At 43.8% G+C, this 26,157-nt stretch carries 24 protein-coding genes, 1 pseudogene and 1 other annotated feature; of the genes and pseudogenes, 16 read left to right on the forward strand and 9 right to left on the reverse strand.

Annotation, left to right across the window (positions count from 1 at the left end):
• Nucleotides 1–110: 110 nt before the first annotated feature.
• The 4 genes from A3CS_RS0109170 to pgtP form a co-directional block, all read right to left on the reverse strand.
• Nucleotides 111–443 carry a helix-turn-helix domain-containing protein gene (locus A3CS_RS0109170; RefSeq protein ID WP_005541790.1) on the reverse strand — a complete coding sequence of 111 codons (333 nt, stop codon included), beginning with the start codon at nucleotides 441–443 and terminating at the stop codon, nucleotides 111–113.
• A 184-nt stretch (nucleotides 444–627) separates the two neighbouring features.
• Nucleotides 628–957, reverse strand: a complete 330-nt coding sequence (locus tag A3CS_RS01000000111095; RefSeq protein ID WP_019518426.1) for a hypothetical protein — start codon at nucleotides 955–957, stop codon at nucleotides 628–630.
• Nucleotides 958–1,087: 130 nt separating this feature from the next.
• On the reverse strand, nucleotides 1,088–3,655 hold the full coding sequence (locus A3CS_RS0109180; RefSeq protein ID WP_019518427.1) for a GDYXXLXY domain-containing protein: 2,568 nt from the start codon (nucleotides 3,653–3,655) through the stop codon (nucleotides 1,088–1,090).
• Nucleotides 3,656–3,797: 142 nt separating this feature from the next.
• Nucleotides 3,798–5,129 (reverse strand): phosphoglycerate transporter protein PgtP, encoded by a 1,332-nt coding sequence (gene pgtP, locus A3CS_RS0109185; protein WP_005539895.1) that lies wholly within the window; start codon nucleotides 5,127–5,129, stop codon nucleotides 3,798–3,800.
• 400 nt (nucleotides 5,130–5,529) lie between these two features.
• On the opposite strand from pgtP, the gene A3CS_RS0109190 reads away from it, so the two are divergent.
• The 5 genes from A3CS_RS0109190 to priC all read left to right on the forward strand — a co-directional run bounded on the left by A3CS_RS0109190 (nucleotide 5,530) and on the right by priC (nucleotide 11,122).
• Nucleotides 5,530–7,482, forward strand: a complete 1,953-nt coding sequence (locus A3CS_RS0109190; protein WP_005545539.1) for a TonB-dependent receptor domain-containing protein — start codon at nucleotides 5,530–5,532, stop codon at nucleotides 7,480–7,482.
• A 158-nt stretch (nucleotides 7,483–7,640) separates the two neighbouring features.
• Entirely contained in the window at nucleotides 7,641–8,048 is a 408-nt protein-coding gene (gloA, locus tag A3CS_RS0109195; RefSeq protein WP_005588340.1) for a lactoylglutathione lyase, read from the forward strand.
• Nucleotides 8,049–8,134: 86 nt separating this feature from the next.
• Nucleotides 8,135–8,788: a ribonuclease T gene (gene rnt, locus A3CS_RS0109200; protein WP_005539889.1), complete on the forward strand. Its 654-nt coding sequence runs from the start codon at nucleotides 8,135–8,137 to the stop codon at nucleotides 8,786–8,788.
• 124 nt (nucleotides 8,789–8,912) lie between these two features.
• Nucleotides 8,913–9,042 (forward strand) — a sequence feature (His leader region).
• A 97-nt stretch (nucleotides 9,043–9,139) separates the two neighbouring features.
• Complete coding sequence (locus tag A3CS_RS0109205; RefSeq protein ID WP_005539888.1) at nucleotides 9,140–10,492, forward strand: Na+/H+ antiporter family protein; 1,353 nt, start codon at nucleotides 9,140–9,142, stop codon at nucleotides 10,490–10,492.
• A gap of 63 nt (nucleotides 10,493–10,555) precedes the next feature.
• A complete protein-coding gene (gene priC / locus A3CS_RS0109210) occupies nucleotides 10,556–11,122 on the forward strand; it encodes a primosomal replication protein PriC (RefSeq protein ID WP_005539886.1) in 567 nt (188 codons plus the stop codon).
• Between the two features lie 56 nt (nucleotides 11,123–11,178).
• Here priC and miaB read toward each other — a convergent pair whose 3' ends face one another.
• Entirely contained in the window at nucleotides 11,179–12,603 is a 1,425-nt protein-coding gene (miaB, locus tag A3CS_RS0109215; RefSeq protein WP_005564463.1) for a tRNA (N6-isopentenyl adenosine(37)-C2)-methylthiotransferase MiaB, read from the reverse strand.
• A gap of 355 nt (nucleotides 12,604–12,958) precedes the next feature.
• Here miaB and A3CS_RS1000000111710 point away from each other — a divergent pair, with 355 nt between their 5' ends.
• Nucleotides 12,959–13,090, forward strand: a complete 132-nt coding sequence (locus A3CS_RS1000000111710) for a 2-octaprenyl-3-methyl-6-methoxy-1,4-benzoquinol hydroxylase (protein WP_005545534.1) — start codon at nucleotides 12,959–12,961, stop codon at nucleotides 13,088–13,090.
• A 216-nt stretch (nucleotides 13,091–13,306) separates the two neighbouring features.
• Here A3CS_RS1000000111710 and yecR read toward each other — a convergent pair whose 3' ends face one another.
• From yecR to ispB, 3 genes are all read right to left on the reverse strand, one after another.
• Nucleotides 13,307–13,615, reverse strand: coding sequence for a YecR family lipoprotein (gene yecR / locus A3CS_RS0109225; protein WP_019518429.1), 309 nt, complete (start codon nucleotides 13,613–13,615; stop codon nucleotides 13,307–13,309).
• 188 nt (nucleotides 13,616–13,803) lie between these two features.
• The gene (locus A3CS_RS0109230) at nucleotides 13,804–14,535 is read right to left on the reverse strand and encodes an epoxyqueuosine reductase QueH (RefSeq protein WP_019518430.1); all 732 of its coding nucleotides are present in this window, start codon (nucleotides 14,533–14,535) and stop codon (nucleotides 13,804–13,806) included.
• A gap of 1 nt (nucleotide 14,536) precedes the next feature.
• A complete protein-coding gene (gene ispB / locus A3CS_RS0109235; protein ID WP_026161195.1) occupies nucleotides 14,537–15,508 on the reverse strand; it encodes an octaprenyl diphosphate synthase in 972 nt (323 codons plus the stop codon).
• 265 nt (nucleotides 15,509–15,773) lie between these two features.
• On the opposite strand from ispB, the gene rplU reads away from it, so the two are divergent.
• From rplU to cgtA, 5 genes are all read left to right on the forward strand, one after another.
• Nucleotides 15,774–16,085 (forward strand): 50S ribosomal protein L21, encoded by a 312-nt coding sequence (rplU, locus tag A3CS_RS0109240; RefSeq protein WP_005539876.1) that lies wholly within the window; start codon nucleotides 15,774–15,776, stop codon nucleotides 16,083–16,085.
• Between the two features lie 20 nt (nucleotides 16,086–16,105).
• Complete coding sequence (gene rpmA / locus A3CS_RS0109245; protein WP_005539872.1) at nucleotides 16,106–16,363, forward strand: 50S ribosomal protein L27; 258 nt, start codon at nucleotides 16,106–16,108, stop codon at nucleotides 16,361–16,363.
• A gap of 71 nt (nucleotides 16,364–16,434) precedes the next feature.
• Nucleotides 16,435–17,367, forward strand: coding sequence for a DMT family transporter (locus tag A3CS_RS0109250; protein WP_005574535.1), 933 nt, complete (start codon nucleotides 16,435–16,437; stop codon nucleotides 17,365–17,367).
• Between the two features lie 77 nt (nucleotides 17,368–17,444).
• On the forward strand, nucleotides 17,445–18,362 hold the full coding sequence (locus tag A3CS_RS0109255) for a DMT family transporter (RefSeq protein ID WP_005539848.1): 918 nt from the start codon (nucleotides 17,445–17,447) through the stop codon (nucleotides 18,360–18,362).
• A 36-nt stretch (nucleotides 18,363–18,398) separates the two neighbouring features.
• Nucleotides 18,399–19,574, forward strand: coding sequence for an Obg family GTPase CgtA (gene cgtA, locus A3CS_RS0109260; RefSeq protein WP_005539847.1), 1,176 nt, complete (start codon nucleotides 18,399–18,401; stop codon nucleotides 19,572–19,574).
• Between the two features lie 67 nt (nucleotides 19,575–19,641).
• On the opposite strand, the gene smpB is transcribed toward cgtA, so the two are convergent.
• Nucleotides 19,642–20,124 carry an SsrA-binding protein SmpB gene (gene smpB, locus A3CS_RS0109265; RefSeq protein WP_019518432.1) on the reverse strand — a complete coding sequence of 161 codons (483 nt, stop codon included), beginning with the start codon at nucleotides 20,122–20,124 and terminating at the stop codon, nucleotides 19,642–19,644.
• A gap of 367 nt (nucleotides 20,125–20,491) precedes the next feature.
• On the opposite strand from smpB, the pseudogene A3CS_RS01000000111100 reads away from it, so the two are divergent.
• From A3CS_RS01000000111100 to oppF, 5 genes and pseudogenes are all read left to right on the forward strand, one after another.
• Nucleotides 20,492–22,115, forward strand: a pseudogene (locus tag A3CS_RS01000000111100) (ABC transporter substrate-binding protein).
• A 100-nt stretch (nucleotides 22,116–22,215) separates the two neighbouring features.
• Complete coding sequence (gene oppB, locus A3CS_RS0109275) at nucleotides 22,216–23,136, forward strand: oligopeptide ABC transporter permease OppB (RefSeq protein ID WP_005539833.1); 921 nt, start codon at nucleotides 22,216–22,218, stop codon at nucleotides 23,134–23,136.
• A 9-nt stretch (nucleotides 23,137–23,145) separates the two neighbouring features.
• Complete coding sequence (gene oppC / locus A3CS_RS0109280; RefSeq protein ID WP_019518433.1) at nucleotides 23,146–24,084, forward strand: oligopeptide ABC transporter permease OppC; 939 nt, start codon at nucleotides 23,146–23,148, stop codon at nucleotides 24,082–24,084.
• A gap of 9 nt (nucleotides 24,085–24,093) precedes the next feature.
• Nucleotides 24,094–25,077, forward strand: a complete 984-nt coding sequence (gene oppD / locus A3CS_RS0109285; protein WP_019518434.1) for an ABC transporter ATP-binding protein — start codon at nucleotides 24,094–24,096, stop codon at nucleotides 25,075–25,077.
• Nucleotides 25,074–26,072, forward strand: coding sequence for a murein tripeptide/oligopeptide ABC transporter ATP binding protein OppF (oppF, locus tag A3CS_RS0109290; RefSeq protein WP_019518435.1), 999 nt, complete (start codon nucleotides 25,074–25,076; stop codon nucleotides 26,070–26,072). The genes oppD and oppF overlap by 4 nt, the downstream gene beginning before the upstream one ends.
• The last annotated feature ends 85 nt before the right edge of the window (nucleotides 26,073–26,157 follow it).

Raw genomic sequence — 26,157 nt, forward strand, 5'->3', positions numbered from 1 at the left:
TGTTGGCTGTTGGCTGTTGGCTGTTGGCTGTTGGCTGTTGGCTGTTGGCTGTTGGCTGTTGGCTGTTGGCTCATTTTTGCTCCTTATTATATAGGTGTGTCAAGTAATAATTACTGCTTCTCTGAAATTTCTTTAAAAGAAATTGAGAAAGCATCTTTTAAGTTTTCAGGCATCGTGCGATAGTTGTTGAGTAATTTTTCTTCTTGCTCTGACATCACAATTTCTTGCGTTTCAATCTGAAACATTTCCCCTTCACCACTCACGAGCCAATTCAAATTCACGCCAGCTTTGGCAATGCCAGTCATACCTTCTGCGTTTGGCTCACGCTCACCACCGACATAACCTTGTAGTGTGCGGTAAGCGATTCCTGTTTGTTCTGCAAAATCTTTAATTTTCCAATTTTTAACTTCACAAACTTGTCTTAATCTTTCTGATATGCACATTTGAGCGTTCCTTTTCAATTTAGAATTGACAAATACCGCAAATGAGCGTATATTTGGCGTTGATTGAATGATATTTTATCACGTTTGAGCATAAATTGAATGCCCTAGAATATCCTGTAAACAAATTTTTAGACAATTTCAAGACCTTTAGATAACAAAAAGAAAACGCAACTATGGCACAACACTACCTCCTCTCAAGCAAAGCCCGCACGCTTTCGCCTATCAAGATGGCACAGCTATCGCCCATATCAACAAATTGTGGTTTTCCCAACAATGCTAAAGTCTTTTCAGCGATCTCCCCACAAAACATCCAATCTGGATTTTCACGCAAAACTTGAGCAACTAATCGCATCGTAATCAAGGGCTGCGGTTTTGGTTCTTTCGGCATATAAGGTTGAGCTAATGCGTTAATCTCTAATGACAAACACTGCATTTGCACCGTCAGCTCATCTTGCTTTTCTTTTAGCTTTAATAGGCGTTCTACTAATTCGTGTTTCAGCAGCTTTTGTGTCATAATAAAAATCCCTATCGAGTTAAAATTTCAATAGGGATTTTAAGGTTTTTAATCGGTTAAATCTTTGTGCAACTGCTACATAATACCGAACATTTTAAAAATCCACCGCACTTTTTGTTGAACGCCTTTTCTACAAGCCTTTCAAATCTTTATCCAGCAAACGGGCAAGCAATAAGATGCCGTCTTTAAAGCGATATTCGGCATATTCCGCCTGCGCATAATGTTGTCCTTTGCCTTCCGCAAAGAAATATTCCTGACTTGGCAGTTGCGGGAACCAACCGACATTATTGACCGGCAAATACATATCAGGCACACAATCGTAGAAATCCGTCGGAATGCGATTCTCTACACGACATAATGTGGCGACACCCTGTTCGTCCTGGTGTACTAACGCGTAAACCCGTTTGGGGCGTGTTTTTCGTCCACTAATGGCAGCTTCTTGATCATTTACGGAAGTATTTAATTGTGCACGAATATCCGTCAAAATAGCATAACTGAGAGACATATAATCCCCTTGTATGATGGAACGCGGATCAACGGGCGCAATTTTTAACACCACCGGCTTACCTGTCATCAACACATTTTCAAACTGCCACACTTTATAATTTAACGGAATCAGAATAAGCAACACCGTACAGAGCGCAACCATCGGTTTCACTTTAGAAACGTTGTAAAAACTAACCGCGCTTTGTGTTTGCGGTTGATGTTTTCTGTGTAAATAAATAGCAACCGCAGAGAATAGCAAAGCAAAGAACAGCAGTAAAAATGCCTTGTAAAGCAGTGGAATAAATAACAAATAATAGTAAATTGCCAAGTTACCGACTAAAGATAAAACACCGATAAAAAACAACGTGCGGCTTTGCACAAAGTAGGTAATCAGCAACAACGTAACGAAAAATAATACGGAAGGCTGACCGACAAAGAGGAAAGTAAATAGTGCCAGGATCGCGGCAATGCACATTTTTTCATCGGTTTTTAAACTGAAAAAACGGCTGATGGCGAAATACGTGACCAACGGCGTAAAACAAACTAAGAAAGGAATTGTCCAACCTAATCCGAGCACAGCGCGAGAATAAAACCCGGCGGTGATCATCGTAAAGAAGCCGCTGAAAGTATCAATTTCCGGTAGCGCATCCACAGTGCCGGGAACGTAGACTACAAACAAAGACAAGAAATTATCAGTGGAAAACGCCCAGCCGCCTATGCTGAACAGTAAAAACGCCCAAGCAACAGGCGTGATCCGCACTCTGACTTTACTGTTTTCTCCGTATATATTTTGCACAAAGAAAGCAATAACGCAACCCAACATCGTGACAAAATACAAAGGCACATAACTGTATTCGATGCGATTGGCATGGCTAAGATCACCTGTGGAACAATCGGTTAAATAAATATGCCACACGCCCAAAACAATCACGAGAGTTAGAGTTCTCAGCCAGTTCTCTTTGCGTAAAAAATAAAGCATAGAAATTATCGCAGTAAACAATAACGGTACATCACAGGTTAAGGCGCCCTCACCGTAAGAATCAAATACATCGGCAAGGAAATAACCGGCAAGCAGATTGTAGCCCATAAAGAAGAAAATCCCGATGATAATCGACATATGACTTTCCGCGTGGGGATTGCCAAAATGCAACCCCAGCGCAATAAACAACACAATAACGTTTAAAATCAGCAAACCGGTTTTCGGTTCAGACACATTTAACGTTAAAAAAAGCCAAATTAATGCAGTCACAATACCGATAAAAATGGCAAAAATTAATAAAATGGACAGTGCCCAAGAAATGTTCTTAAGGTGCGGATAATGCTGCTTATACCAACCATGCAACAACATAATGGCAAAGATCGTAATAATAAAAAGCAACAGGCCTGCCAATACGGCAAAATCACCGGAATTTACATTGGAAAATAGGAAAATACCAAAAGCAACGATAGAACAGATAGTTGCAGTAATTAAATTAACAAAATCAAATCGGTATTTTTTATACACATAAATCACGATCCCCGATGGAATCACCACTTGTAAAAACACAAGAAAAAAATACACACCGGAGTAAATATCGTTAGGTAAATTATCGGTAATAACACGGACGCCGAATAAATGACTTAACACTAAAAAGGTAAGAATTTTAGGCAGAATGCGCCAGTTTTGATCGTGTAATTGGCGAATAAAAATTTCACTTAACAACAAGAAAATAAAATTTAACAGGACAACATAATTCACCACACCATGATCAAACCAAGCATCATAATACAAATACAAGGTGAGATTGGTCGTGGCGATAAGTAATAAAGCGGAAGCAATATTCGGCAGCAACAATAACAACGGCAGTTGGCACAGCGACCACAGTGCAAATAATTCCCACGCATTCGCGCCCGTTTGATACGTCTGCCCTACTAGGGCAAACACCGCGCCTATAAGCACGGCAGTAAGAAAGAAAAAAGTAGCGGAAAGCAGTTTTAATTTCTCTTTTGCGACTTTTTGGCTTTCACGCAAAAAGAAATAACTCCCTAATAAAACCGAAACGACCAAAATCAGTTGCAAGCCGTAAATTTTGGCTAAATCGGAAAAATAATCTAAATTAGCGGCAATTAATGTCACGATACCGCTGGCTAAAAATCCTGCACTTAAGATTAAAAACAATAAATTTAAATAACGTGGCCAAGATAAATTAAACAGAGAAGATTGATTTATCATTTTTTGCTTTCCTTGATAATTTATAATTATGCGTAAAAAATCGAGGCTATTCTGCCAACTTCAACAGAAAAATGAAAGAAAAAGTGCGGTGGATTTTCGCCGCGAATTTCAACCGCACTTTAGTATTATTTAAGAATAAAGATTATTTCTTGGTATTCGGTTTATGGAATAAAGTGACGGCAATAAAAGCAAAACCGAGGAAACAAGAAAGGATGAGCGCATAAAATCCGCCGTCCCAACCGAATACATCCACCAGTTTACCCATCACATAACCGGCACTGGCAGATCCCAACAAGTAACCAAATAAACCGGTTAAGCCTGTTGCTGTACCGGTCGCCACACGAGGTACCAAATCTGCTGCCTGTAAGCCGATCATCATCACCGGTCCGTAAATCAGGAAACCAATTGCGACCAAACAGATATTATCGACTAACGGATTACCCGCCGGATTTTTCCAATAAACAAAAATCGCAACAAGCACACCTGTCAGGAACAATAGCATTGGCGGGGCGCGGTGACCTTTGAACACTTTATCGCTCAAATAACCACTGGTCAGCATGCCGAAAATCCCTGCATACTCATACAGGAAATATGCCCAGCTTTGTTTATCTACGGAAAAATGTTTCACTTCTTTTAAGTAGGTCGGTGCCCAGTCGATAATGCCGTAACGAATGAAATATACAAACACATTGGCAATAGCAATTGCCCATAAGAACTTGTTATTTAAGATATATTTCATAAAAATATCTTTTGAAGAAAGGGTATGGGCTGATTCAACCTGCTGTACGACTTTTTCGCCCTTCCACTCATCCACCGGCGGTAAACCTTGTGATTCCGGTGTATCGCGCATTAACCAAAACATAATAAACGCTAACACGATAGCAATTAATGCCGGTAAATAGAAAAGTGATTGCCATGTACCAAAAATCGCCAAACCTAAAATGGCTAACGGGCCGATTAAACCGCCGCCCAAGTTATGGGACACATTCCACCAGCTCCACCACACACCCCGTTCGGATACGGAGAACCAGTTGGTCATGGTTTTTGCACCCGGTGGGTAACCCATTCCTTGGAACCAGCCGTTAAAAGCGGCTAGCACGATCATGATCGGAATGGAAGCCAACACGCCGGGCACTAAGCCGAAAATTAAACTCACGATTGCCGAACCCAGCAAACCTATAGTGATAAAATACTTAGGATTACTACGGTCGGAAACATTCCCCATAATGAACTTACTAAAACCATAAGCGAGGGACAACGCAACACCCACAGTGCCTAAATCCGCTTTAGTAAAACCATATTCATCAATTAGGTAAGGGATAGCGAGGGAAAAGTTTTTGCGGATCAAATAATACGCCGCATAGCCTATAAATACACCGGCAAATACCTGCCAACGTAATTTCTTATACTCCGCATCAACTCGGGAAGACTCAATTCGAGGTGCCGGCGGAGAGGCCTTAAGAAATGAAAACATCTTAAATCTCCTTGATTTACATGTAATTTTTAATATTGCGTAGAAATGAAAATTAGGACCGGAAAAGTCATTTCCGTCTACGCTTTTTTAAAATACCAAATATTTTTCTAACTAAAAAATCCATCACTTCATATTGAATAAAAAAATAAAGAGCATAACCATTTGAAATAAAATAAAATAATCTTTAAAAATAGTTCATAGCATACTATCAAAATCACATCAGACCAGTTAGTTAGGGAACTTTTTGACCAAAAGTTCACGTTGTTTTTCCGCTTTAATAACAGTCGGTTAACAAACGACGTTAAAATTAGCAACAATTATCATTTGCAAACAGAATCCAAATAAGCTAAATTGCCCCGCGATAAATTTCATACTTTTATTAACCCTTACAGGAGCATTTATGCGTAAACATTTTTCATTGCTTCCTCTGGCAATATTAGTTGCCACCGCAGTTCAGGCTGAGGAATTAGATATCATCAATGTGGTGTCCGAAAATACCGGTGCCAAAGGCAAAACCAATGTAATTACTACAGAATCAGTTAATCGCAGTACTGAAACCGAGTTAAAAGGTTTACTCAAGGAAGAGCCCGCACTTAACTTCGGGGGAGGGCGCGGAACCTCTCAATGGTTTACCATTCGTGGTATGGGACAGGATCAGGTGGATGTTAAAATCGATGATGCCTACACTGATGCTCAACTGTTCCACCATCAAGGTCGCTTCGTTTTTGATCCGTCTTTGTTTAAAAAAGTTAGTGTACAAAAAGGTACAGGCTCCGCCAGCGCAGGCATTGGCGCCACCAGTGGTACAATTGTGGCGGAAACTGTCAGCGCAAAAGATTTGCTGAAAGAGGAACAAGACTTTGGTTTTAAAGTTAATGCCGGCGTAAGTTCGAATAGCGGTTGGAGCAAAGGCGCCACCATTTATTCCAAAGTCGGTGCATTCGATGCTTTAATTTCCGGTAACTGGGTAAAAGAACGTGATTACAAAGCGGGTAATGGCTATAAGATCAAAAATAGTGCACTGGGTCAGCGTGGTTTATTGGCTAAAATCGGTGTAGATCTAAACGAAGATCATCGTATTGAATTAAGCCGCCGCCAAGAACGCCATTATGGTGTCCGCGCATTACGTGAGGAGTTTGACTTTGCTCAGGACGGAAGAGAATCAGTTAATGCTCCACGCTATCGCGTCACCACTAATGATACCGGCAAGATTGAGTGGACCGGCAAAAACATTGGCTTTATCAGTACCGCAAAAGCCAATGTTTGGCGTACAGTTATTAGCCGAGAAGAACCTACCGAACGTTCCAAAATCCATTTGGTTGCCAATGGTGCAAACCTTAACTTAGATTCTCAAATCGGTGAGTCTCACTTAATCAAATATGGTGTCAATTACCGTGATCAAGAAGGCAGACCAAATTCTCTCACGGTACAAAACGGGGTACAAATAAGAAATCAAAAGAAACGTGATGTGGGCGTTTATGCAGAAGGTATCTGGGGTCTCGGTGCATTCACCTTAACCACAGGTTTACGTTACGATCACTTCTCATTCCGAGCTATGGATGGCAGAAAATCAAACAAAGGTAATTTAAACCCAAGTTTTGGTTTAATCTATGAAGTAACGAAGGATTTAAGTTTTAGTGCCAGCTTAAACTACGCAACCCGTAGTCCTCGTTTCCGGGAAATTCTATTGTCGTCAGGAACTACCAGAGGAAACCCCGCAGTCTATTCCATTGCCGGCAATATTAAACCTGAAAAGTCACGCAATACGGAAGTCGGCTTCAACTATAAATTAGCCGATAGCCTTTCATTAAACGGTAGCTATTTCTGGCAAACGATTCAGGATACTCACGCGTTCACTCAAATTAGACCGGGTTATTTTGAAATTCAAAATGCAGGTAAGTTGAGAAATAGCGGTTACGAATTAGGTGCGGCATATAAATATGAAGGTTTAACTTTACGTGCTGGTGTAGCCTATAGCAAGCCTGAATTAGATGGCAGAACCGTCGACAGTACGGTTACTGCCATTCCAATTGGTCGTACTTGGACCACCGGCGTATCTTACCGCTTTGAACAACCTGATGTGGAAATTGGCTGGAGAGGACGTTTCGTACAGCATACGAGTTATGATACCAGCACGAATAACCGTGGTGGCGGTTCAACCACCACTAAACGCCCTGGCTATGGTGTGAACGATTTCTACGTCACATGGAAACCGGTTGAAAACATCAACGTTAACTTGGCATTAAATAATGCGTTTAATAAATATTATCGCAGCCACAGCCAACGTGCAGGTGTTTCCACCCTACCCGAACCGGGTCGCGATGTTCGCTTAAATGTCAATTACACCTTCTAAGCCATAAAAGTGCGGTGGGTTTTCACCGTGTTTCTATGATGCGTCATATTCAAAAAGGATTAAGCCTAAGCTGCTTAGTCCTTTTTATTTTCTCCAAACAAATGCCCTCATTCTGTGGCATAATTGGCGCAGTTTTTAGTTATGTGAGGGAGAATACCATGCGAATTTTACACACCATGTTACGCGTCGGCGATTTACAACGTTCCATTCGATTTTATCAAGATGTGTTGGGTATGCGTTTATTGCGCACCGGCGAAAATCCCGAATACAAATATTCTCTGGCATTTTTAGGTTACGACGATGAAGAGAAAACCTCCGTGTTGGAACTGACTTACAACTGGGGCGTGGATAAATACGAACTCGGCACCGCTTACGGGCATATCGCCATCGGCACGGACGATATTTACGCCACCTGCGAAGCGGTGCGCAAAGCCGGTGGCAATGTCACCCGTGAGCCCGGCCCGGTAAAAGGCGGCAAAACAGTGATTGCCTTTGTGGAAGATCCGGACGGTTATAAAATCGAATTTATCGAAAACAAAAACGCACAAGCCGGATTAGGCAACTAGTTCGCACCAAAAGTGCGGTAGAAAATTCAAACGTTTTTTAACGTGGATTATGAACGATTATCCACGTTTTATTTTTAGGATGAACTATGTCAGAAACCCAAGAAACCATTAATTACAATATATTAAAACATCGATTCCGAGGTTATTTGCCGGTGGTAATCGACGTGGAAACCGCCGGGTTAAACGCCAAAACCGATGCGTTGTTGGAGTTGGCAGCAATTACCCTCAAAATGGATGAAAACGGCAATTTGCTGCCGGATCAAAAATGCCATTTTCACATTCAAGCTTTTGAAGGGGCGAATATCGATCCCGAATCCCTTAAATTTAACGGCATTGATATTGATAACCCGTTGCGTGGTGCGGTGAGCGAAAATATCGCCATCAGCGAAATGTTCAAGATGGTACGTAAAGCGCAAAAAGATGCGGATTGCCAGCGATCCATTATCGTGGCGCATAATGCGGCGTTCGATCAGGGGTTTCTCATGGCGGCGGCACAACGTATGAATGCTAAACGCAACCCATTCCACCCCTTTTCCACCTTTGACACGGCAACCTTGAGCGGTTTTATGTTCGGGCAAACCGTGTTGGTGAAAGCCTGCCAAGCAGCAAAAATCCCTTTTGACAGCCAGCAGGCACATTCAGCGTTATATGACACGGAACGCACTGCCGAATTGTTTTGTTATATGGTGAATCATTTGAAGCAATTGGGTGGGTTTCCGCATCTTGTAGCGAATGATTAAGAACATCGAAAATTTAGACCGCACTTTCACATTTTTTAAAAAACCACTTGCGATGAAAAAACTTTTCCAGTAGTTTAAAAAGCAACTCACACAGGAGAAACAAAATGAACGTTATTCGCAACCATCATCACCATCATGTAACTGAATAATCTTTCAGGTATGTGGTGTGCTTGGAAGATCACTTCCGAGCAAGGTGCGAATAATTCATGGTTTATCACAACCCCTCGGAAGTTAACTTTCGAGGGGTTTTCTTTTCAGCCCAATGAACCGAAAACCCAAAATCGTGATTTCATTAGACAAATTTTATTTTTCTAGTAAATTATCAACAACTTAACTCATAAGGATAAACAAATGTTAACCAACCCTGTTGTCATTTCGATCATCGTATTGCTGGCACTTAGTTTGCTCCGCATTAACGTGGTCATCGCATTGGTGATTTCCGCCTTAACTGCCGGTTTAGTCGGTGATTTAGGCTTGACTAAAACCATCGAAGCCTTTACCGGCGGACTTGGCGGCGGTGCGGAAGTTGCTATGAACTATGCGATGCTCGGCGCTTTTGCTATTGCCATCTCCAAATCCGGCATTACCGATTTACTTGCCTACAAAATCATCACCCGCATGAATAAAGTGCCAACCGCAAACAGCCTTGCCATGTTCAAATATGCCATGCTCGGTATCCTAACGCTGTTCGCTATTTCTTCCCAAAACCTGCTGCCGGTACACATTGCCTTTATTCCTATCGTCATTCCGCCGATGCTCGCCATTTTCAACAAATTGAAAATTGACCGCCGTGCGGTGGCTTGTGTGCTGACCTTCGGTTTAACCGCCACCTATATGTTATTGCCGGTGGGTTTCGGAAAAATCTTTATCGAAAGCATTCTGGTGAAAAATATCAACACCGTAGGCAATTCATTAGGCTTACAAACCAGCGTGGGCGAAGTGTCACTGGCAATGACCATTCCCGTGATCGGCATGGTTTTGGGGTTGTTAACCGCCGTGTTTATCACTTATCGCAAACCGCGCGAATACGTGGTGATGAGCACCGAGCCGACAACCCAAGACATTGAACAACACATTGCCAACATCAAACCGAAACAAATTGTGGCAAGTTTAATCGCCATCGTCGCCACCTTCACAGTGCAATTAGTCACCAGTTCCACCATCATCGGCGGCTTGGTCGGTTTAATTATCTTCGCCGTATTTGGCATTTTTAAACTCAAAGAAAGCAACGATATTTTCCAACAAGGCTTGCGTTTAATGGCGATGATCGGCTTTGTGATGATCGCCGCCTCCGGTTTCGCCAACGTCATTAACACCACAACCGGCGTGAAAGAGCTAATAGACGTGTTAAGCACCAGTGTGATTCAAAGCAAAGGCGCCGCCGCATTCCTGATGTTGCTCGTGGGTTTGCTCATCACCATGGGTATCGGTTCTTCTTTCTCTACCGTACCGATTATTACTTCCATTTATGTGCCGTTGTGTTTATCTTTCGGCTTCTCGCCGCTTGCCACCGTGTCTATTGTCGGCGTAGCGGCTGCGCTGGGCGATTCAGGTTCACCGGCATCCGACTCGACGTTGGGGCCGACTTCCGGTTTGAATATGGACGGCAAACACGACCACATTTGGGATTCCGTGGTGCCGACCTTTATTCACTACAACATTCCGTTAATTATCTTCGGCTGGATTGCCGCGGTGTATCTGTAAGCTAAAAAGTGCGGTGGGAAAAACAGTTAAATTTTCGACCACACCTTTACCATTAACATGCCTATGAACAGTATTTCCATCCAACGCCTTAAACAAAGCCTTCAGCATTTCTTCGCGCGTTATGACGCGCAAAAGGAAGGAACGGTGTATGCCAAATTTTCGGCAAATTTATTTACGGAAAACCGGCAAAAAGTAGCATTTTATTTTCAGCAAATCGAACAAACCTTTGCGCGTCTTGAGCAGGCGGATCCCAGCAATCTTGAAGCGTTGCAGTTTTACACGCAAAAACTGTCGGCGCAATGCACCGCACTTTCCGATGCCTTAACCCGACAACAGCAAAACGACCAACCCTTTCCGCGCAAAACCAAGGAAGAACCTAAACCCACCGGTAAACGCCGTCATCCCGTACACAGTTTGCCGCCCCGTGAACGGTTAGCGAAATATTATGACTATCTGGCATCGTTCAATGAAAAAATTCAGGTTGAACAGGATACGTTGGAAAAAGCACAGCGTGAAGGTCGACTTGTTAATAAACAAATGCTGGAGCAATTAGAACAGCGCCGTGCCCGTTGTTTGGAAGCGATTGACGTGCTGGAAGAATATTTGGTTTTTGTCGAAAAGCAAAAATAGGCGTAATAAAAAACCTCGCGAAAATAGCGAGGTTTTTTGCTTCTGATGAAAGCGACTTAACCAACATAGCGCCCTACGCCAAGTTCATCTTCCTTACGGGTGCGGTTAATCACCATTTGCGGCGATTGCAACACACGCAAGCCCATTTGATCTTCGGTGCGCACCACTTCACCACGTAGGGAGTTGGTAAACACGTCAGTGATTTTAATATCTACGAACTTGCCGATCATATCCGGTGTGCCTTGGAAATTCACGATGCGGTTGGTTTCCGTACGTCCCGTCAATTCCATAATGTCTTTTTTCGACGGACCTTCCACCAACACGCGTTGCTCGGATCCCAACATGGCGCGGCTGAACTGCGCCGCTTGGTTATTAATGCGTTGTTGCAACAAATAAAGGCGTTGTTTTTTCTCTTCTTCGCTGACATCGTCAGGATAATCCGCCGCCGGCGTGCCGGGACGTGCGGAATAAATGAAGCTGAAGCTCATATCGAAATTCACTTGCGCAATCAAATTCATGGTTTGCTCGAAATCTTCGTTGGTTTCGCCCGGGAAGCCCACGATAAAGTCAGAACTGACTTGAATATGCGGGCGCACCGCTTTGAGCTTACGAATAATAGACTTATATTCAATCGCTGTATGTCCGCGTTTCATCATGTTCAACACATGATCGGAACCGGATTGCACCGGCAAATGCAGGAAACTCACCAATTCTGGCGTATCACGATACACATCGATAATATCATCGGTGAATTCAATAGGATGGCTGGTGGTAAAACGCAAACGATCGATACCGTCAATGGCCGCTACCAAACGCAACAATTCGGCGAAGGTGCAAATATCGCCATCAAATGTCGGACCACGATAGGCGTTCACGTTCTGGCCGAGCAAATTCACTTCGCGCACGCCTTGCTCCGCCAACTGGGCAATTTCAAATAAAATATCATCCACCGGACGGCTAACTTCCTCGCCACGGGTATAAGGCACCACGCAGTAAGTACAGTATTTATTACAGCCTTCCATGATAGAAACAAAGGCAGTCGGGCCTTCTGCGCGCGGTTCCGGCAACCGGTCGAATTTTTCGATTTCCGGGAAACTAATATCCACCACAGCACTTTTGCCACCGCGAATTTGGTTAATCATTTCCGGTAAACGGTGCAGGGTTTGCGGCCCGAAAATAATATCCACATAAGGGGCACGGGTGCGAATATGTTCACCTTCCTGCGATGCTACACAACCGCCCACGCCAATCAATAAATTCGGATTGCTCTTTTTTAATTCTTTCCAGCGACCTAATTGATGGAACACTTTTTCCTGTGCTTTTTCGCGAATGGAACAGGTATTCAATAGCAAAACATCCGCTTCTTCCGGCACTTCGGTGAGTTCCAAACCATGCGTACTGTGTAATAAATCCGCCATTTTTGATGAATCGTATTCATTCATCTGGCAGCCCCAGGTTTTAATATGTAGTTTTTGCGTCATATTGGCTAAAATTTACTCTAATGGTTCATAAAAATTGACTGGCTATTCTACAGACTTGCACTTTTTCTGGCTAGTTAAAAAGCAGATTTTCTTCAGAATTTTACCTATTGGAAGATAAAATAAATACCACTCAATATCGTCAGAGAAATGAAAAAGTGACGGGAATTTTAAAAGATATTATTGTTGTCAGCGGAGGCGTGATTGGTGCGGCCTCGCCTTCGGTTTTAAAGATGTGAAAGTCTTAATTGAGATCATACGCTCTGTACTTCGGCAGTAGGAAAATATTGCCGATGATCGGGTGTTGTAGCGTTATCAACAAAAACGAAAAACCGATAATTTACTCATGCAATCGGGCATGGATCTGTTTTATAAGGCGTTTAAGGAAAAGATTTTGCCATTGAAAATGCTACGAAATATCGCATTAGTAGCGGCAGATAAAACCCCGTTGTTGAAAAAACAAGCCTTGCGTTACGCCTTGGGATTATAATCTGCCGTTGATAAATCTAAATATTCGATTATTGCCAATATAAAATCTTTTAATTTACATGCTCAATGTTTAAGTTATATACGATATAAACTAATCATTCCAATAAAGAACCGCACTCTGAAGCTCAAAGTGCGGTCATTTATCGTTTCATTTTACTTAACTAGTAGCCTTTAGGTTTTAAAAAAGCACTATATAGGATATCAATGAAATTCAAGATTATTTATCTAAACACTGATACTGAATTGTAACTGTAAACTCGGTACATCCGAGACCACCATACATAGAACAAACTTGTTTATGTCCGCCGAATTTCTCTGCGTTTTTATATCCCCAAGACTCACAACGTTTTTTTGCTAATTGCAATCCTTGTTCTTCATTAATTACTGGTACCTGCATTCCGCCATAAGTATAAGATAACTCGATAGTACCATCTGCCTTACTACCACCAGTGGCAACCAGTTCTTTATGAATAGTGCATCCGGTTAATATAAAACTAACAAGCCCAACAAATAATAATTTTTTCATATAATTAATCTCCATAATAAAATTGGCGAGCGGATTATATTCAAAAAAAGTTAAAGAATAATTGAGACAGATCACAAATCCCGAAAATTAATTCGGGATTTGCAGTTAGTAAGACTAGAAAATGCACACTAGTTAGACCCCAATTACGTAGCACGGTATTTTCAGTAACCTTGCTCCATTATTTAGTCCTATTGATTCGGCGAATAGTAAAGCTTGCCGATTTCGATTTTTTGGCGACCGGTTTGTTCACGCCATTTATTGCTGTCGCGTAAAGAATAGACGCAACCGCAATATTCCTGCTGATAAAAACGCTCGCGTTTGCTGATTTCGATCATGCGTTGCGAGCCGCCTTCTTTGCGCCAGTTGTAATCCCAATAAATCACGTCATCATATTTTTCCGCTGCGCGATGCCCGCAGCCGTTAATTTGATCCATATCTTTCCAGCGGGAAATACCAAGGCAGCTGGTAAAAACCGGAAAACCATGTTCATGCGCATATTCGGCGGCTTTTTCAAAGCGCATACCAAAACACATGGTGCAACGAATGCCGCGCTCCGGCTCCCATTCCATGCCTTTGGCGCGATCAAACCATTCCTGACGATCATAATCCGCGTCAATAAACGGAATGCCGAATTTCTGCGCAAAACGAATATTCTCTTCTTTACGAATTAAATATTCTTTTAACGGGTGGATATTCGGATTGTAAAAATAAATGGTAAATTCGATACCGGACGCCAAAATCGCTTCCATCACCTCGCCCGAGCAAGGCGCACAGCAGGAATGCAACAGCAGTTTATTATGCCCATCAGGTAATTCCAGCTTTTCACGAATAAAAGGGGCATTGGGATCTTTGCGCGGTTTTTGCTTGCGAATTTTGTTTTGAAAATTAACCGCACTTTTGGGGTTATGTTGTTCTGTCATCCTAATAGGTTCTATCTACGGATAAATATGCCAAGGAAATCAACGCCAGTTTATATTCGCTTTCCGGCAAACATTGAATGGCATCAACGGCTTTTTGCGCTTCTTGTTTGGCGCAGTTCATGGCGTAATCTAAAGAGTTGTGTTCCGCCATAATGGCTAATACGTCATCAATGGCATCACGTCTTCCTCCTTGCTCAATGGCTTTGCGGATTAAGGCGGCTTGCTGCGCATTGCCGTGGTGCATGGCGTGTAACAAAGGAAGGGTTGGTTTTCCTTCGGCTAAATCATCACCAACATTTTTCCCTAAGGCGTTTGCGTTGGCGCTGTAATCCAGAACGTCATCCACCAATTGAAATGCGGTGCCGAGATAACGACCGTAATTCTGTAATGCTTTTTCCTGCGTGTCATCCGCGCCGGCAATAATTGCCGCTGCCTGCGCCGCCACCTCAAATAAACGAGCGGTTTTACTGTAAATCACCCGCATATAATTTTCTTCGCTGGTTTGCGGATCATTTACGTTCATTAATTGTTGCACTTCTCCTTCCGCCAACACATTAGTGGCATCCGCCATAATGCGTAAAATTTTCAAAGACTCCAGCTGCGCAACCAATTGGAACGCGCGGGTATAAATGAAATCACCCACCAACACGCTTGCCGCATTACCGAATTCCGCATTCGCCGTGGCACGCCCGCGACGCATATCCGATTCATCGACGACATCGTCGTGTAATAAAGACGCGGTATGAATAAACTCGACAAAAGTCGCACAGGTGATGGCTTGCTGCCCATCGAAACCCAATGCACGAGCCGCCAACACAGCGATAAGCGGACGAATACGCTTGCCGCCACCTTGCACAATGTAGAAACCCAACTGATTAATTAACGCCACATCGGAGTTCAGTTGGGCTAAAATTGATTCGTTTACTTTTTGCATATCCCCATGGCTTAACGCCTGGATTGCCTTCATATCCATTAAATTTGTTGTATTCATTCTGTCAATTCGACTGATTAAAACTGATTAAATCAGGTTCGGAGGAAACTAAAAACTAAAGTGCGGTGGATTTTACCTGATTTTTCAGGCTTTCTGAAATCAAACTGCCGAAATTGCGAAATTTTTTATTTTCTCGTAAATAAATTCTTGCTATCCCCTAAATTTTTCCGTAGAATTCACGCCCTATTTATATGAATTTTATGTGCGAAATGAAACAACATTAGAGCACAATTATAGCGGAGTATTTATGTACGCAGTTTTCCAAAGTGGCGGTAAACAACACCGAGTAAGCGAAGGTCAAGTGGTTCGTTTGGAAAAACTTGAACTTGCAGCCGGCGCAACAGTTGAGTTTGATTCGGTGTTGATGGTTGCTAATGGTGAAGATGTTAAAATCGGTGCACCGGTCGTTGCCGGCGCGAAAGTAGTGGCTGAAGTAGTTGCACAAGGTCGTGGCGAGAAAATTAAAATCGTTAAGTTCCGTCGTCGCAAACACAGCCGTAAACAACAAGGTCATCGTCAGTGGTTCACAGAAGTGAAAATCACTGGGATTCAAGCATAATTTCAGAGGAGATCAAGTAGATGGCAACTAAAAAAGCTGGTGGTTCAACTCGTAACGGTCGTGATTCTGAAGCTAAACGTCTTGGTGTTAAACGTTTCGGTGGTGAGTCTGTATTAGCAGGTAGTATCATCGTTCGCCAACGTGGTACTAAGTTCCACGCGGGCAACAACGTTGGAATGGGACGTGACCACACCTTATTCGCGACAGCCGATGGTAAAGTAAAATTTGAAGTAAAAGGCGAAAAAAGCCGTAAATACGTAAGTATCGTTACTGAGTAATTTTACCAAAACAGAATAAAATGCCCTGCTTTCATGCAGGGCTTTTTTATAGGTGAAATTTAGGTGGAATCATGCAACAACAACCTTTAGCCGGTTTTTTACTCGCGTTAACCGCCGTCTGTATGTGGGGTGCGTTGCCTATCGCCTTGCAACAGATCGTCGCAGTCATGGATGCCCAAACCATTGTGTGGTATCGCTTTATCACATCGGCGATCGGTTTATTTATTTTATTGGGATTACGTAAAACGCTGCCAAAACCCACCGCACTTCGTCAGCGTTATCTCCTTTTGATTATGCTGGGCATTCTTGGGCTATCGGCAAATTTCTTCTTATTTAATCTGGCGCTGAACTATATTCCACTGACCAGCAGCCAAGTGCTCAGTCCGTTATCCTCGTTTATCATGCTATTTGTCGGTGTGTTTGTGTTTAAAGAACACATCGGGCTCCATCAAAAAATCGGTTTGGTTATTTTAATTCTCGGCTTGGTCTTATTTTTCAACCAACGCTTTAGTGATTTCTTACAGCTCAATGATTATTTTAAAGGCATTGTTATTGCCCTATGCGCCAGCTCCTGCTGGGTTGCCTATGGCATGGCGCAAAAGCTGATGTTGAGCCGTTTCAGTTCGCAACAAATTTTGCTCATAATTTATGTCGGCTGCACGATCATTTTTACGCCCTTTGCCAATATTCAGCAGGTGAGCGCGTTAAATTCCTTTCAGCTGGGCTGCTTGATTTTTTGTTGCCTTAATACCATTATTGCTTACGGCACTTACGGCGAAGCGCTAAATCGCTGGGATGTTTCAAAAGTCAGCGCCATCATGACGCAGATTCCAATTTTCACGATTATTTTCACAGAAATTTTAATTGCCGTTTATCCACAATTATTCGTTGATCAGGAACTCAATTGGATCAGCTACCTTGGTGCGATTGCCGTCGTTTCAGGTTCATTGCTCTCCGTGTTGGGACACAAACTTCCCGCGATTTTTCATCGTAAAAATTGTTAAGTTTCTCTTTGACAGGCCAAAAAACATTGGTAAAAATGACCGCACTTTTAAGCTCGCTACAAATGTAAGGAAGATAAATGAAACAACAACCACTACTTGGTTTTCTTTTTGCACTCATTACCGCGATGGCGTGGGGCTCTTTACCCATCGCGCTGAAACAGGTGGTTACGGCAATGAACGTGCAAACCATCGTATGGTATCGTTTCGTTGTTGCCGGTTGCGCCCTTTTGTTATTACTCGGCTATAAAAAAACGCTGCCCGATTTATCCAAACTGGGTTATTTCTGGTTACTGGCAATCATTGGCATACTTGGCTTGGCTGGCAATTTCTTCTTATTTAACAGTTCATTAAATTATATTGAACCCTCCGTTGCACAAATTTTTATTCATTTATCCTCCTTCGGCATGCTCATTTGCGGCGTAGTGATTTTTAAGGAAAAATTAGGCTTGCATCAAAAAATCGGCTTGGTCTTATTGCTTATCGGTTTGGGACTCTTTTTCAACGATAAATTAGAGGTTTTCAACGGATTAAACACCTACACTACCGGCGTGCTTATCAGCGTGAGTGCTGCGCTGGTATGGGTGGCCTACGGTATGGCGCAAAAATTAATGTTACGAAAATTCAGCGCCCAACAAATTTTATTAATGATTTATTTCGGCTGCGCCATCGTCTTTACGCCCTTCGCCGAATTTTCACAAGTTCAGGGATTAACCCCACTGGCGCTAGGCTGCTTCATTTATTGCTGCTTAAACACTCTATTCGGTTACGGCGCTTACGCGGAAGCCCTAAACCGCTGGGAAGTATCCAAAGTCAGCGTGGTAATTACGTTGGTTCCCTTGTTTACTATTCTATTTGCTCATATGGCGCACTATATTTCCCCGACGAATTTCTCCGCACTGAAATTAAATACCATTAGCTATATTGGTACGTTTATTGTAGTATGCGGAGCAATTTTATCCGCCATAGGACATAAGCTATTTCCTGCTAACCGGTAAGTGCGGTACCTATTTTAAGTGTTTTGGAGAACTTGAATGAAATTTATTGATGAAGCTTTGATTCACGTTGAAGCCGGTGACGGCGGCAACGGTTGTGCCAGTTTCCGTCGTGAAAAATATATCCCAAAAGGCGGTCCCGACGGCGGTGACGGCGGTGACGGCGGTGATGTTTATTTAATCGCCGATGAAAACCTCAACACCCTCATTGACTACCGCTTTGAAAAACGTTTCGCCGCCGAACGCGGGGAAAACGGGCTCAGTGCAAACTGCACCGGCCATCGCGGCAAAGATATTACCTTACACGTGCCGGTGGGCACCCGCGCCATCGACAACGATACGCAGGAAGTCATCGGTGATTTAACCAAAAATGGTATGAAATTATTGGTGGCGAAAGGCGGCTATCACGGCTTGGGCAATACCCGTTTTAAATCTTCAGTCAACCGCGCACCGCGCCAAAAAACCATGGGTACGGCAGGGGAAAAACGTGATCTCTTGTTAGAATTAATGCTCCTCGCCGATGTGGGAATGCTCGGTTTACCGAATGCCGGCAAATCCACCTTTATCCGCGCTGTTTCCGCCGCCAAACCGAAAGTCGCCGATTATCCGTTTACCACCTTGGTACCAAGTTTAGGCGTGGTGAAAGTAGATGACAATCGCAGTTTTGTGATCGCCGACATTCCTGGCTTAATTGAAGGCGCATCGGAAGGAGCAGGCTTGGGTATCCGCTTCCTGAAACACTTGGAACGTTGCCGCGTGTTGATTCATTTGGTGGATATCAACCCAATTGATGATTCCAACCCGGCGGATAACGTGGCGATTATCGAATCGGAATTGTTCCAATACAGCGAGTCCTTGGCGGAAAAACCGCGCTGGCTGGTGTTCAACAAAATCGATACGCTCAGTGATGAAGAAGCCCATGCGCGAGCGAAAGAGATCACCGAACGTCTGGGCCGGGAGGAAGGTTATTATTTAATTTCCGCCGCCACCGGTAAAAACGCCCCGCAACTGTGCCGCGATATTATGGACTTCCTGGAAGCCCACCCGCGCAAAACAGAAAAAACGCCGGTAGAAAATGAAGAAGTCAAATTCAAATGGGAAGATTATCATCAGGAGCAATTGGAAAATGCCGATGTTGATGATGAAGAGGATAATGACTGGGATGACTGGTCGGAAGACGATGAAGAAGGCGTGGAAATTATCTATAAGCCTTAATCTGAAGTGAAAAAGTGCGGTCGTTTTGAAAAACGTTTTTTAAAATAACCGCACTTTTTGTTATCCGTTACCCTTTTCGCGCGTTTTTCATAATACGCTCTTTTACCACTTTCCATTCACGTTCTTTAATGTCTTCCCGCTTGTCCTGTTGTTTTTTCCCTTTTGCCAAGCCAATTTTGACTTTCGCCCACGCGCCTTTCCAAGAGAGGGAAAGGGCAATCAGGGTAAATCCGTCGCGGTTGGCTTTGCCGAATAAGGAATCCAGTTCACGCTGTTTAAGCAATAATTTGCGGGTGCGGGGCGGGTCGCACACAATGTGCGTTGATGCCACGCTTAGAGGCTGAATGGTTGCGCCGAATAAGAAAGCTTCACCGTTTTTAAAAATCACATAGCTGTCACTCAAATTGACTTTGCCGGCACGCATGGATTTCACTTCCCAGCCTTGTAATTCAAGACCGGCTTCAATTTCATCTTCAATAAAGTAATCGTGTCTGGCGCGTTTATTCAGCGCAATCGTGTTAGAACCGGGTTTTACTTTTTTCTTGGTCATAATCTGTTGGAAATGAAAAATAAATTAGCGCTCATTCTACCGAATCCGCACAAAGATAGCAAAACCCGCCGGATTGCTATAACATAGCGCCGATTATTGGTAAAACGGGTTACATGATGAAATACGTAATTTTCTTGCATTACTGGAAAGCCAAGGGAGCTCAAACACATTACACAGGAAATCGGTCCTTATTTAGAGGCGAAATTTTTAAATAAAACATAATTTTTCGCCTTTATTTTTTCCTTTTTTATAGAAGAGTAAATAAATCGTTCTTTTTTGTGAATTGATCTTTACAAAATAACTATTTTGCGATAGATCATTTTTCTGACTCTTACGATAATTCATTGCTCATAACAAGGAGATTCAAATGCAACAAAAATTACTTGTCTCAACCATTGCGCTTGCCTTATCTTGCAGCGTTTATGCCGCCAAAGTACCTGAAGGAACACAGCTCGCAGAAACACAGAATATCGTGATCAACAACGGTTCCGAGCCACAAAGTTTTGACCCGCACAAAACCGACGGGATCCCAGAAGCAGAAGTCGCTTATCAATTATTTGAGGGTTTGGTGACTACTGATTCCGACGGCAATTTGATTACGGGTGTGGCAGAAAGCTGGGAAAACACGCCCGATTACAAAACCTGGACATTCCACCTGCGCAAAGATGCCAAATGGTCAAACGGTGAACCTATTACGGCAAATGATTTCGTCTTCGCCTGGCGTCGTTTAGTAACACCGGCAACCGCCTCACCTTACGCCAGTTTCCTGGATTATCTTCAAGTTGAAAACGCACAAGACATTATTGACGGCAAGAAAAAACCGGAAGAACTTGGCGTGGAAGCAAAAGACAATTACACTTTTGTCGTTCACACCACAAACCCGGTGCCTTATGCGGTGGGTTTGACGACCCACCAATCCTTGTTACCGTTGCCGCAAAAAATCGTGGAAAAATTCGGTGACGATTGGGTGAAAAAAGACAATATCGTCGGTAACGGTGCCTATAAATTAAAAAATCACGTCATCAACGAAAAAATTGAATTTGAGCGCAACCCGCAATATTGGAATGACAAAGAAACGCAAATTAACAACGCCACCTTCTTAGCCATTGAGAATTCCAGCACCGACGTGGCACGTTATCGTGCAGGAGATTTGGACATCACCACACGCCCTTCCGCCGGAGCAATTCGCCAAACTGAAAAAAGATGTTCCGGATGAAGTATTTACTGCCAGAACCCTTTCAACCTATTTATATGAAATCAATCATACGAAGGCACCATTTAACGACATTCGCGTGAGAAAAGCATTAAATTTAGCCTTAGATCGTAATGTGATTACCGATAAAGTGCTGGGACAAGGTCAAACACCAACCTATGTGTTTACCCCGCCGTACATTAATGAAGGCGAGCTGATTCAACAACCGGCTTACAGCAAAGAACCGATGGCTCAACGCAATGAGGAAGCCATTAAACTGTTGGAAGAAGCCGGATTCAGCAAAGCGAATCCGCTGAAATTCACGATTCTTTACAACACCAATGAGAACCACAAAAAAGTGGCGATCGCCGCCGCCTCCATGTGGAAAGCCAATACAAAAGGTTTGGTGGATGTCAAGCTGGAAAATCAAGAATGGAAAACCTATATCGACAACCGTCGCGGACAGCGTTATGACGTCGCGCGCGCCGGCTGGAATGCAGACTACAACCAGGCCAGCACGTTCGGGAACTATTTCTTATCCAATTCCAGTAACAACACCGCCAAGTACAAGAATGTAGAATACGACAAAGCCATTGCCGATTCTTATCTTGCTACCGATGAGAAAGGTCGTGCGCAAGCCTATGCCAAAGCCGAAGAAATTCTGGCAAATGATTTCGCCGTGATTCCGGTATATAACTATGTGAATCCGCGTTTGGTGAAACCTTATGTGAAAGGCTACAGCGGCAAAGATCCGCAAGATAACGTTTTGTTACGCAACCTTTATATTATTAAACATTAATCAAAAGTGCGGTCGGAAAATTCGATGGATTTTTTGACCGCACTTTATTCTTATTTTTGCTTTTAGGTCCGTATTTTATAAATACGTTGGGGACAATTTCATGTTTAAGTTCATCTTAAAACGCGTGTTGGAAGCGATACCTACATTATTTGTTCTGATTACGTTTTCTTTTTTCCTTATGCGCTTGGCGCCGGGCAGCCCGTTTACCTCGGAACGCGCTTATCCGCCTGAAGTGATGGCGAACATTGAAGCCAAATATCACCTAAACGAACCGCTGCATACACAGTATTTTTTATATTTAAAGAACTTGGTCAAGGGGGATTTTGGTCCGTCTTTTAAATATAAAGATCAGTCCGTAAATAATCTGATTGCTTCCGCCTTGCCCGTTTCTCTGAAACTCGGCACCATTGCCTTTTTCTTTGCTGTAACCCTGGGTGTTGCCGCCGGCACGCTCGCCGCCCTGAACCAAAACAGCAGATGGGATTACATTCTGATGAGCTGTTCCATGGTGGGCGTGATCATGCCGAGTTTTGTTTTTGCACCTTTACTGGTGCTGTTGTTTGCGATAACTCTGGGCTGGCTGCCGGCAGGCGGTTGGAATGAGGGGGCTTTGAGTTACATTCTGTTGCCGGTGGCATCCTTAACCATCGGATATGTGGCGGGCATTGCGCGGATTATGCGCGGTTCTATGATTGAAGTGTTGCACTCCAATTTTATTCGTACCGCCAAGGCAAAAGGCTTGTCCACCTCTCGCATTATCTTAAAGCACGCGCTGCGCCCCGCCCTGTTGCCGGTGATTACCTATTTAGGGCCGGCATTTGTGGGCATTATTACCGGTTCCATGGTGATCGAAACCGTATTCGGCTTACCGGGCATGGGCAAACTTTTCGTTAACGGCGCGCTTAACCGCGATTATTCCCTTGTATTGAGCCTCACGATTTTGGTCGGCACACTGACTATCGTTTTTAACGCCGTAGTGGATATTTTATACGCCGTGATTGATCCGAAAATTCGTTATTAAGGAAGTAACATGACGAAAAATGATGGTGTAAAACCAATAAATCAAAAAAATACCGAATTTGTTGAACAACTTGCGGAACGCATGGATGAAATGCAACTGGAAGGGCGCAGCCTGTGGCAAGACGCCAAACGGCGTTTCTTCCGCAATAAAGCGGCGGTGGTCAGTTTAATCATGTTGGGTGTTATCGTGCTTTTCATTACTTTTGCGTCCCTCGCTTTCCCTTTTACTTATGAAGACACCGACTGGAACATGATGGGCGTGGCGCCGACGCTGGAAGGCTACCATTTCTTCGGTACGGATTCCTCCGGCCGCGATCTTTTGGTGCGTACCGCCATCGGCGGGCGAATTTCCTTAATGGTGGGCATTGCAGGCGCGCTGATTTCCGTGTTAATCGGCACGATTTACGGCGCCATTTCCGGTTATTTCGGCGGCAAAATCGACATGGTGATGATGCGCCTTCTGGAAATTTTAAGCTCTTTTCCGTTCATGTTTTTCGTCATCTTATTGGTGACCTTATTCGGACAAAATATTTTCCTGATTTTTGTAGCTATCGGTGCCATTGCCTGGCTCGGCTTGGCGCGTATCGTGCGCGGACAGACCCTCAGCCTGAAAAACAAAGAATTTGTAGAAGCGGCGATTGTGTGCGGCGTGCCTCGTCGTCAAATCATTTTTAAACACATCATTCCGAATGTGTTGGGGTTAGTGGCAGTTTATGCCTCTCTTGAAGTACCGAGCTTCATTTTGTTTGAATCCTTTCTGAGCTTTTTAGGCTTGGGTACGCAAGAACCCATGAGCAGCTGGGGCGCATTATTAAGCGACGGCGCCGCACAAATGGAAGTGTCCCCTTGGTTGCTGACTTTCCCGGCGTTCTTCCTCTGTTTAACCCTTTTTTGCTTTAACTTTATCGGTGACGGGTTGCGCGATGCACTCGATCCGAAAGACCGCTAGGAGCTGATAATGACAAACTCAACGCACTTATTGGATGTGCAAAATTTGCATGTCGGTTTTAAAACCCCGGACGGCATTGTGACCGCTGTCAACGATTTAAATTTCACTTTAGATGCCGGACACACTCTTGGCATCGTGGGCGAATCCGGTTCCGGCAAATCGCAAACCGCTTTTGCCCTCATGGGGTTGCTCGCACCCAACGGCGAAGTTTCGGGATCGGCATTATTTGATGAAGTCCAATTGGTCAATCTGCCAATAGAGAAACTGAACAAAATCCGCGCGGAACAAATTTCTATGATTTTCCAGGATCCCATGACGTCGCTGAATCCTTATATGAAAATCGGCGAGCAACTCATGGAAGTGTTAATATTGCACAAAGGCTACGACAAACAGACGGCATTTAACGAATCGGTGAAAATGTTGGATGCGGTAAAAATGCCGGAAGCCAAGAAACGCATGGGGATGTATCCACACGAATTCTCCGGCGGTATGCGCCAACGGGTGATGATCGCTATGGCACTGTTATGTCGTCCGAAGCTGTTAATTGCCGACGAACCGACCACCGCGCTGGACGTGACCGTGCAAGCGCAAATCATGACTTTGTTAAACGAGCTGAAACACGAGTTCAATACGGCGATTATTATGATCACCCACGATCTCGGCGTGGTGGCGGGCATTTGTGATCATGTGCTGGTGATGTATGCCGGTCGCACCATGGAATACGGCAATGCGGAACAGATTTTCTATCATCCGACTCATCCTTATTCTATCGGTTTAATGGACGCTATCCCACGCCTGGATATGGATGAAGAATATTTGGTCACCATTCCCGGTAATCCGCCGAATCTGCTGCATTTACCGCAAGGTTGCCCGTTTTCACCGCGTTGCCGATTCGCTTCCGAGCAATGCCAAAAAACGCCGCCAAAACTGACCGCACTTCATGACGGACGGATCAGAAACTGTTGGCTACCTGCGGAGGAATTTGCCCTATGAATGAACAAGTAGAAAGAAAATTATTACTGGAAGTGAACCACCTCGGCGTGAGCTTCAAAATTAAGAACGACAAATCCCTGTTCTTTGCCAAACCGCAAACCTTGAAAGCAGTAAAAGACGTGTCCTTTAAACTCTACGCCGGTGAAACCCTCGGCGTGGTGGGCGAATCCGGTTGTGGTAAATCCACGCTGGCACGCGCCATTATCGGCTTGGTGGAAGCTTCTGAGGGGCAAATTCTATGGCTTGGCAAAGATTTGCGCAAACAATCGGCAAAACAAGGGCACGATACCCGCAAAGATATTCAAATGATTTTTCAGGATCCGCTGGCATCTCTCAATCCTCGCATGAATATCGGTGAAATTATTGCCGAACCGTTGAAAATTTATCAACCGCACTTGAGTAAAGCACAAGTCAAAGAAAAAGTGCAAGCGATGATGTTAAAAGTGGGTTTGCTACCGAACCTGATTAACCGTTATCCGCATGAATTTTCCGGCGGACAATGTCAACGTATCGGTATTGCCCGTGCATTAATTATCGAACCGAAAATGATTATTTGCGATGAACCGGTTTCCGCCTTGGACGTTTCCATTCAGGCGCAAGTGGTGAATTTGCTAAAATCGCTGCAAAAAGAAATGGACTTGTCTCTCATTTTTATTGCGCACGATCTGGCGGTGGTGAAACACATTTCCGATCGCGTATTGGTTATGTATCTGGGAAATGCCATGGAGCTTGGCACCGATGATGAAGTGTACAAACACACAAAACACCCTTACACCAAAGCCCTGATGTCCGCCGTGCCGATTCCTGATCCGAAACTGGAGCGTAATAAATCTATCCAGCTGTTGGAAGGCTATCTGCCGTCACCGATTAATCCACCTTCCGGCTGTGTTTTCCGCACCCGTTGCCTGCTTGCCGATGACAGTTGCGCACAACAGAAACCGGTGTTCAACAGCGACAACAACAGCCATTTTGTCGCCTGCTTAAAGGTTTCTTAACAACAAAAAGTGCGGTCATAAAAAACATTGTGTTTTATGACCGCACTTTTCTGCTTTCCGGATAAAAAATCAGCGCATAATGCGC

This window comes from Aggregatibacter actinomycetemcomitans DSM 8324 (genome assembly GCF_000372365.1).
GTDB lineage: Bacteria > Pseudomonadota > Gammaproteobacteria > Enterobacterales > Pasteurellaceae > Aggregatibacter > Aggregatibacter actinomycetemcomitans.

Bases quoted from the DNA above. Each gene is read 5' to 3' on its own strand.
- A3CS_RS0109255 (WP_005539848.1), top strand. From the start codon at position 17,445: ATGAAACAACAACCACTACTTGGTTTTCTTTTTGCACTCATTACCGCG.
- yecR (WP_019518429.1), bottom strand. From the start codon at position 13,615: ATGAAAAAATTATTATTTGTTGGGCTTGTTAGTTTTATATTAACCGGA.
- oppF (WP_019518435.1), top strand. From the start codon at position 25,074: ATGAATGAACAAGTAGAAAGAAAATTATTACTGGAAGTGAACCACCTC.
- rplU (WP_005539876.1), top strand. From the start codon at position 15,774: ATGTACGCAGTTTTCCAAAGTGGCGGTAAACAACACCGAGTAAGCGAA.
- rnt (WP_005539889.1), top strand. From the start codon at position 8,135: ATGTCAGAAACCCAAGAAACCATTAATTACAATATATTAAAACATCGA.
- A3CS_RS0109205 (WP_005539888.1), top strand. From the start codon at position 9,140: ATGTTAACCAACCCTGTTGTCATTTCGATCATCGTATTGCTGGCACTT.
- A3CS_RS0109170 (WP_005541790.1), bottom strand. From the start codon at position 443: ATGTGCATATCAGAAAGATTAAGACAAGTTTGTGAAGTTAAAAATTGG.
- A3CS_RS1000000111710 (WP_005545534.1), top strand. From the start codon at position 12,959: ATGGATCTGTTTTATAAGGCGTTTAAGGAAAAGATTTTGCCATTGAAA.
- cgtA (WP_005539847.1), top strand. From the start codon at position 18,399: ATGAAATTTATTGATGAAGCTTTGATTCACGTTGAAGCCGGTGACGGC.
- ispB (WP_026161195.1), bottom strand. From the start codon at position 15,508: ATGGATATGAAGGCAATCCAGGCGTTAAGCCATGGGGATATGCAAAAA.
- oppB (WP_005539833.1), top strand. From the start codon at position 22,216: ATGTTTAAGTTCATCTTAAAACGCGTGTTGGAAGCGATACCTACATTA.
- priC (WP_005539886.1), top strand. From the start codon at position 10,556: ATGAACAGTATTTCCATCCAACGCCTTAAACAAAGCCTTCAGCATTTC.
- A3CS_RS0109230 (WP_019518430.1), bottom strand. From the start codon at position 14,535: ATGACAGAACAACATAACCCCAAAAGTGCGGTTAATTTTCAAAACAAA.
- smpB (WP_019518432.1), bottom strand. From the start codon at position 20,124: ATGACCAAGAAAAAAGTAAAACCCGGTTCTAACACGATTGCGCTGAAT.
- A3CS_RS0109250 (WP_005574535.1), top strand. From the start codon at position 16,435: ATGCAACAACAACCTTTAGCCGGTTTTTTACTCGCGTTAACCGCCGTC.
- A3CS_RS0109180 (WP_019518427.1), bottom strand. From the start codon at position 3,655: ATGATAAATCAATCTTCTCTGTTTAATTTATCTTGGCCACGTTATTTA.
- rpmA (WP_005539872.1), top strand. From the start codon at position 16,106: ATGGCAACTAAAAAAGCTGGTGGTTCAACTCGTAACGGTCGTGATTCT.
- pgtP (WP_005539895.1), bottom strand. From the start codon at position 5,129: ATGTTTTCATTTCTTAAGGCCTCTCCGCCGGCACCTCGAATTGAGTCT.
- A3CS_RS01000000111095 (WP_019518426.1), bottom strand. From the start codon at position 957: ATGACACAAAAGCTGCTGAAACACGAATTAGTAGAACGCCTATTAAAG.
- A3CS_RS0109190 (WP_005545539.1), top strand. From the start codon at position 5,530: ATGCGTAAACATTTTTCATTGCTTCCTCTGGCAATATTAGTTGCCACC.
- oppD (WP_019518434.1), top strand. From the start codon at position 24,094: ATGACAAACTCAACGCACTTATTGGATGTGCAAAATTTGCATGTCGGT.
- oppC (WP_019518433.1), top strand. From the start codon at position 23,146: ATGACGAAAAATGATGGTGTAAAACCAATAAATCAAAAAAATACCGAA.
- miaB (WP_005564463.1), bottom strand. From the start codon at position 12,603: ATGACGCAAAAACTACATATTAAAACCTGGGGCTGCCAGATGAATGAA.
- gloA (WP_005588340.1), top strand. From the start codon at position 7,641: ATGCGAATTTTACACACCATGTTACGCGTCGGCGATTTACAACGTTCC.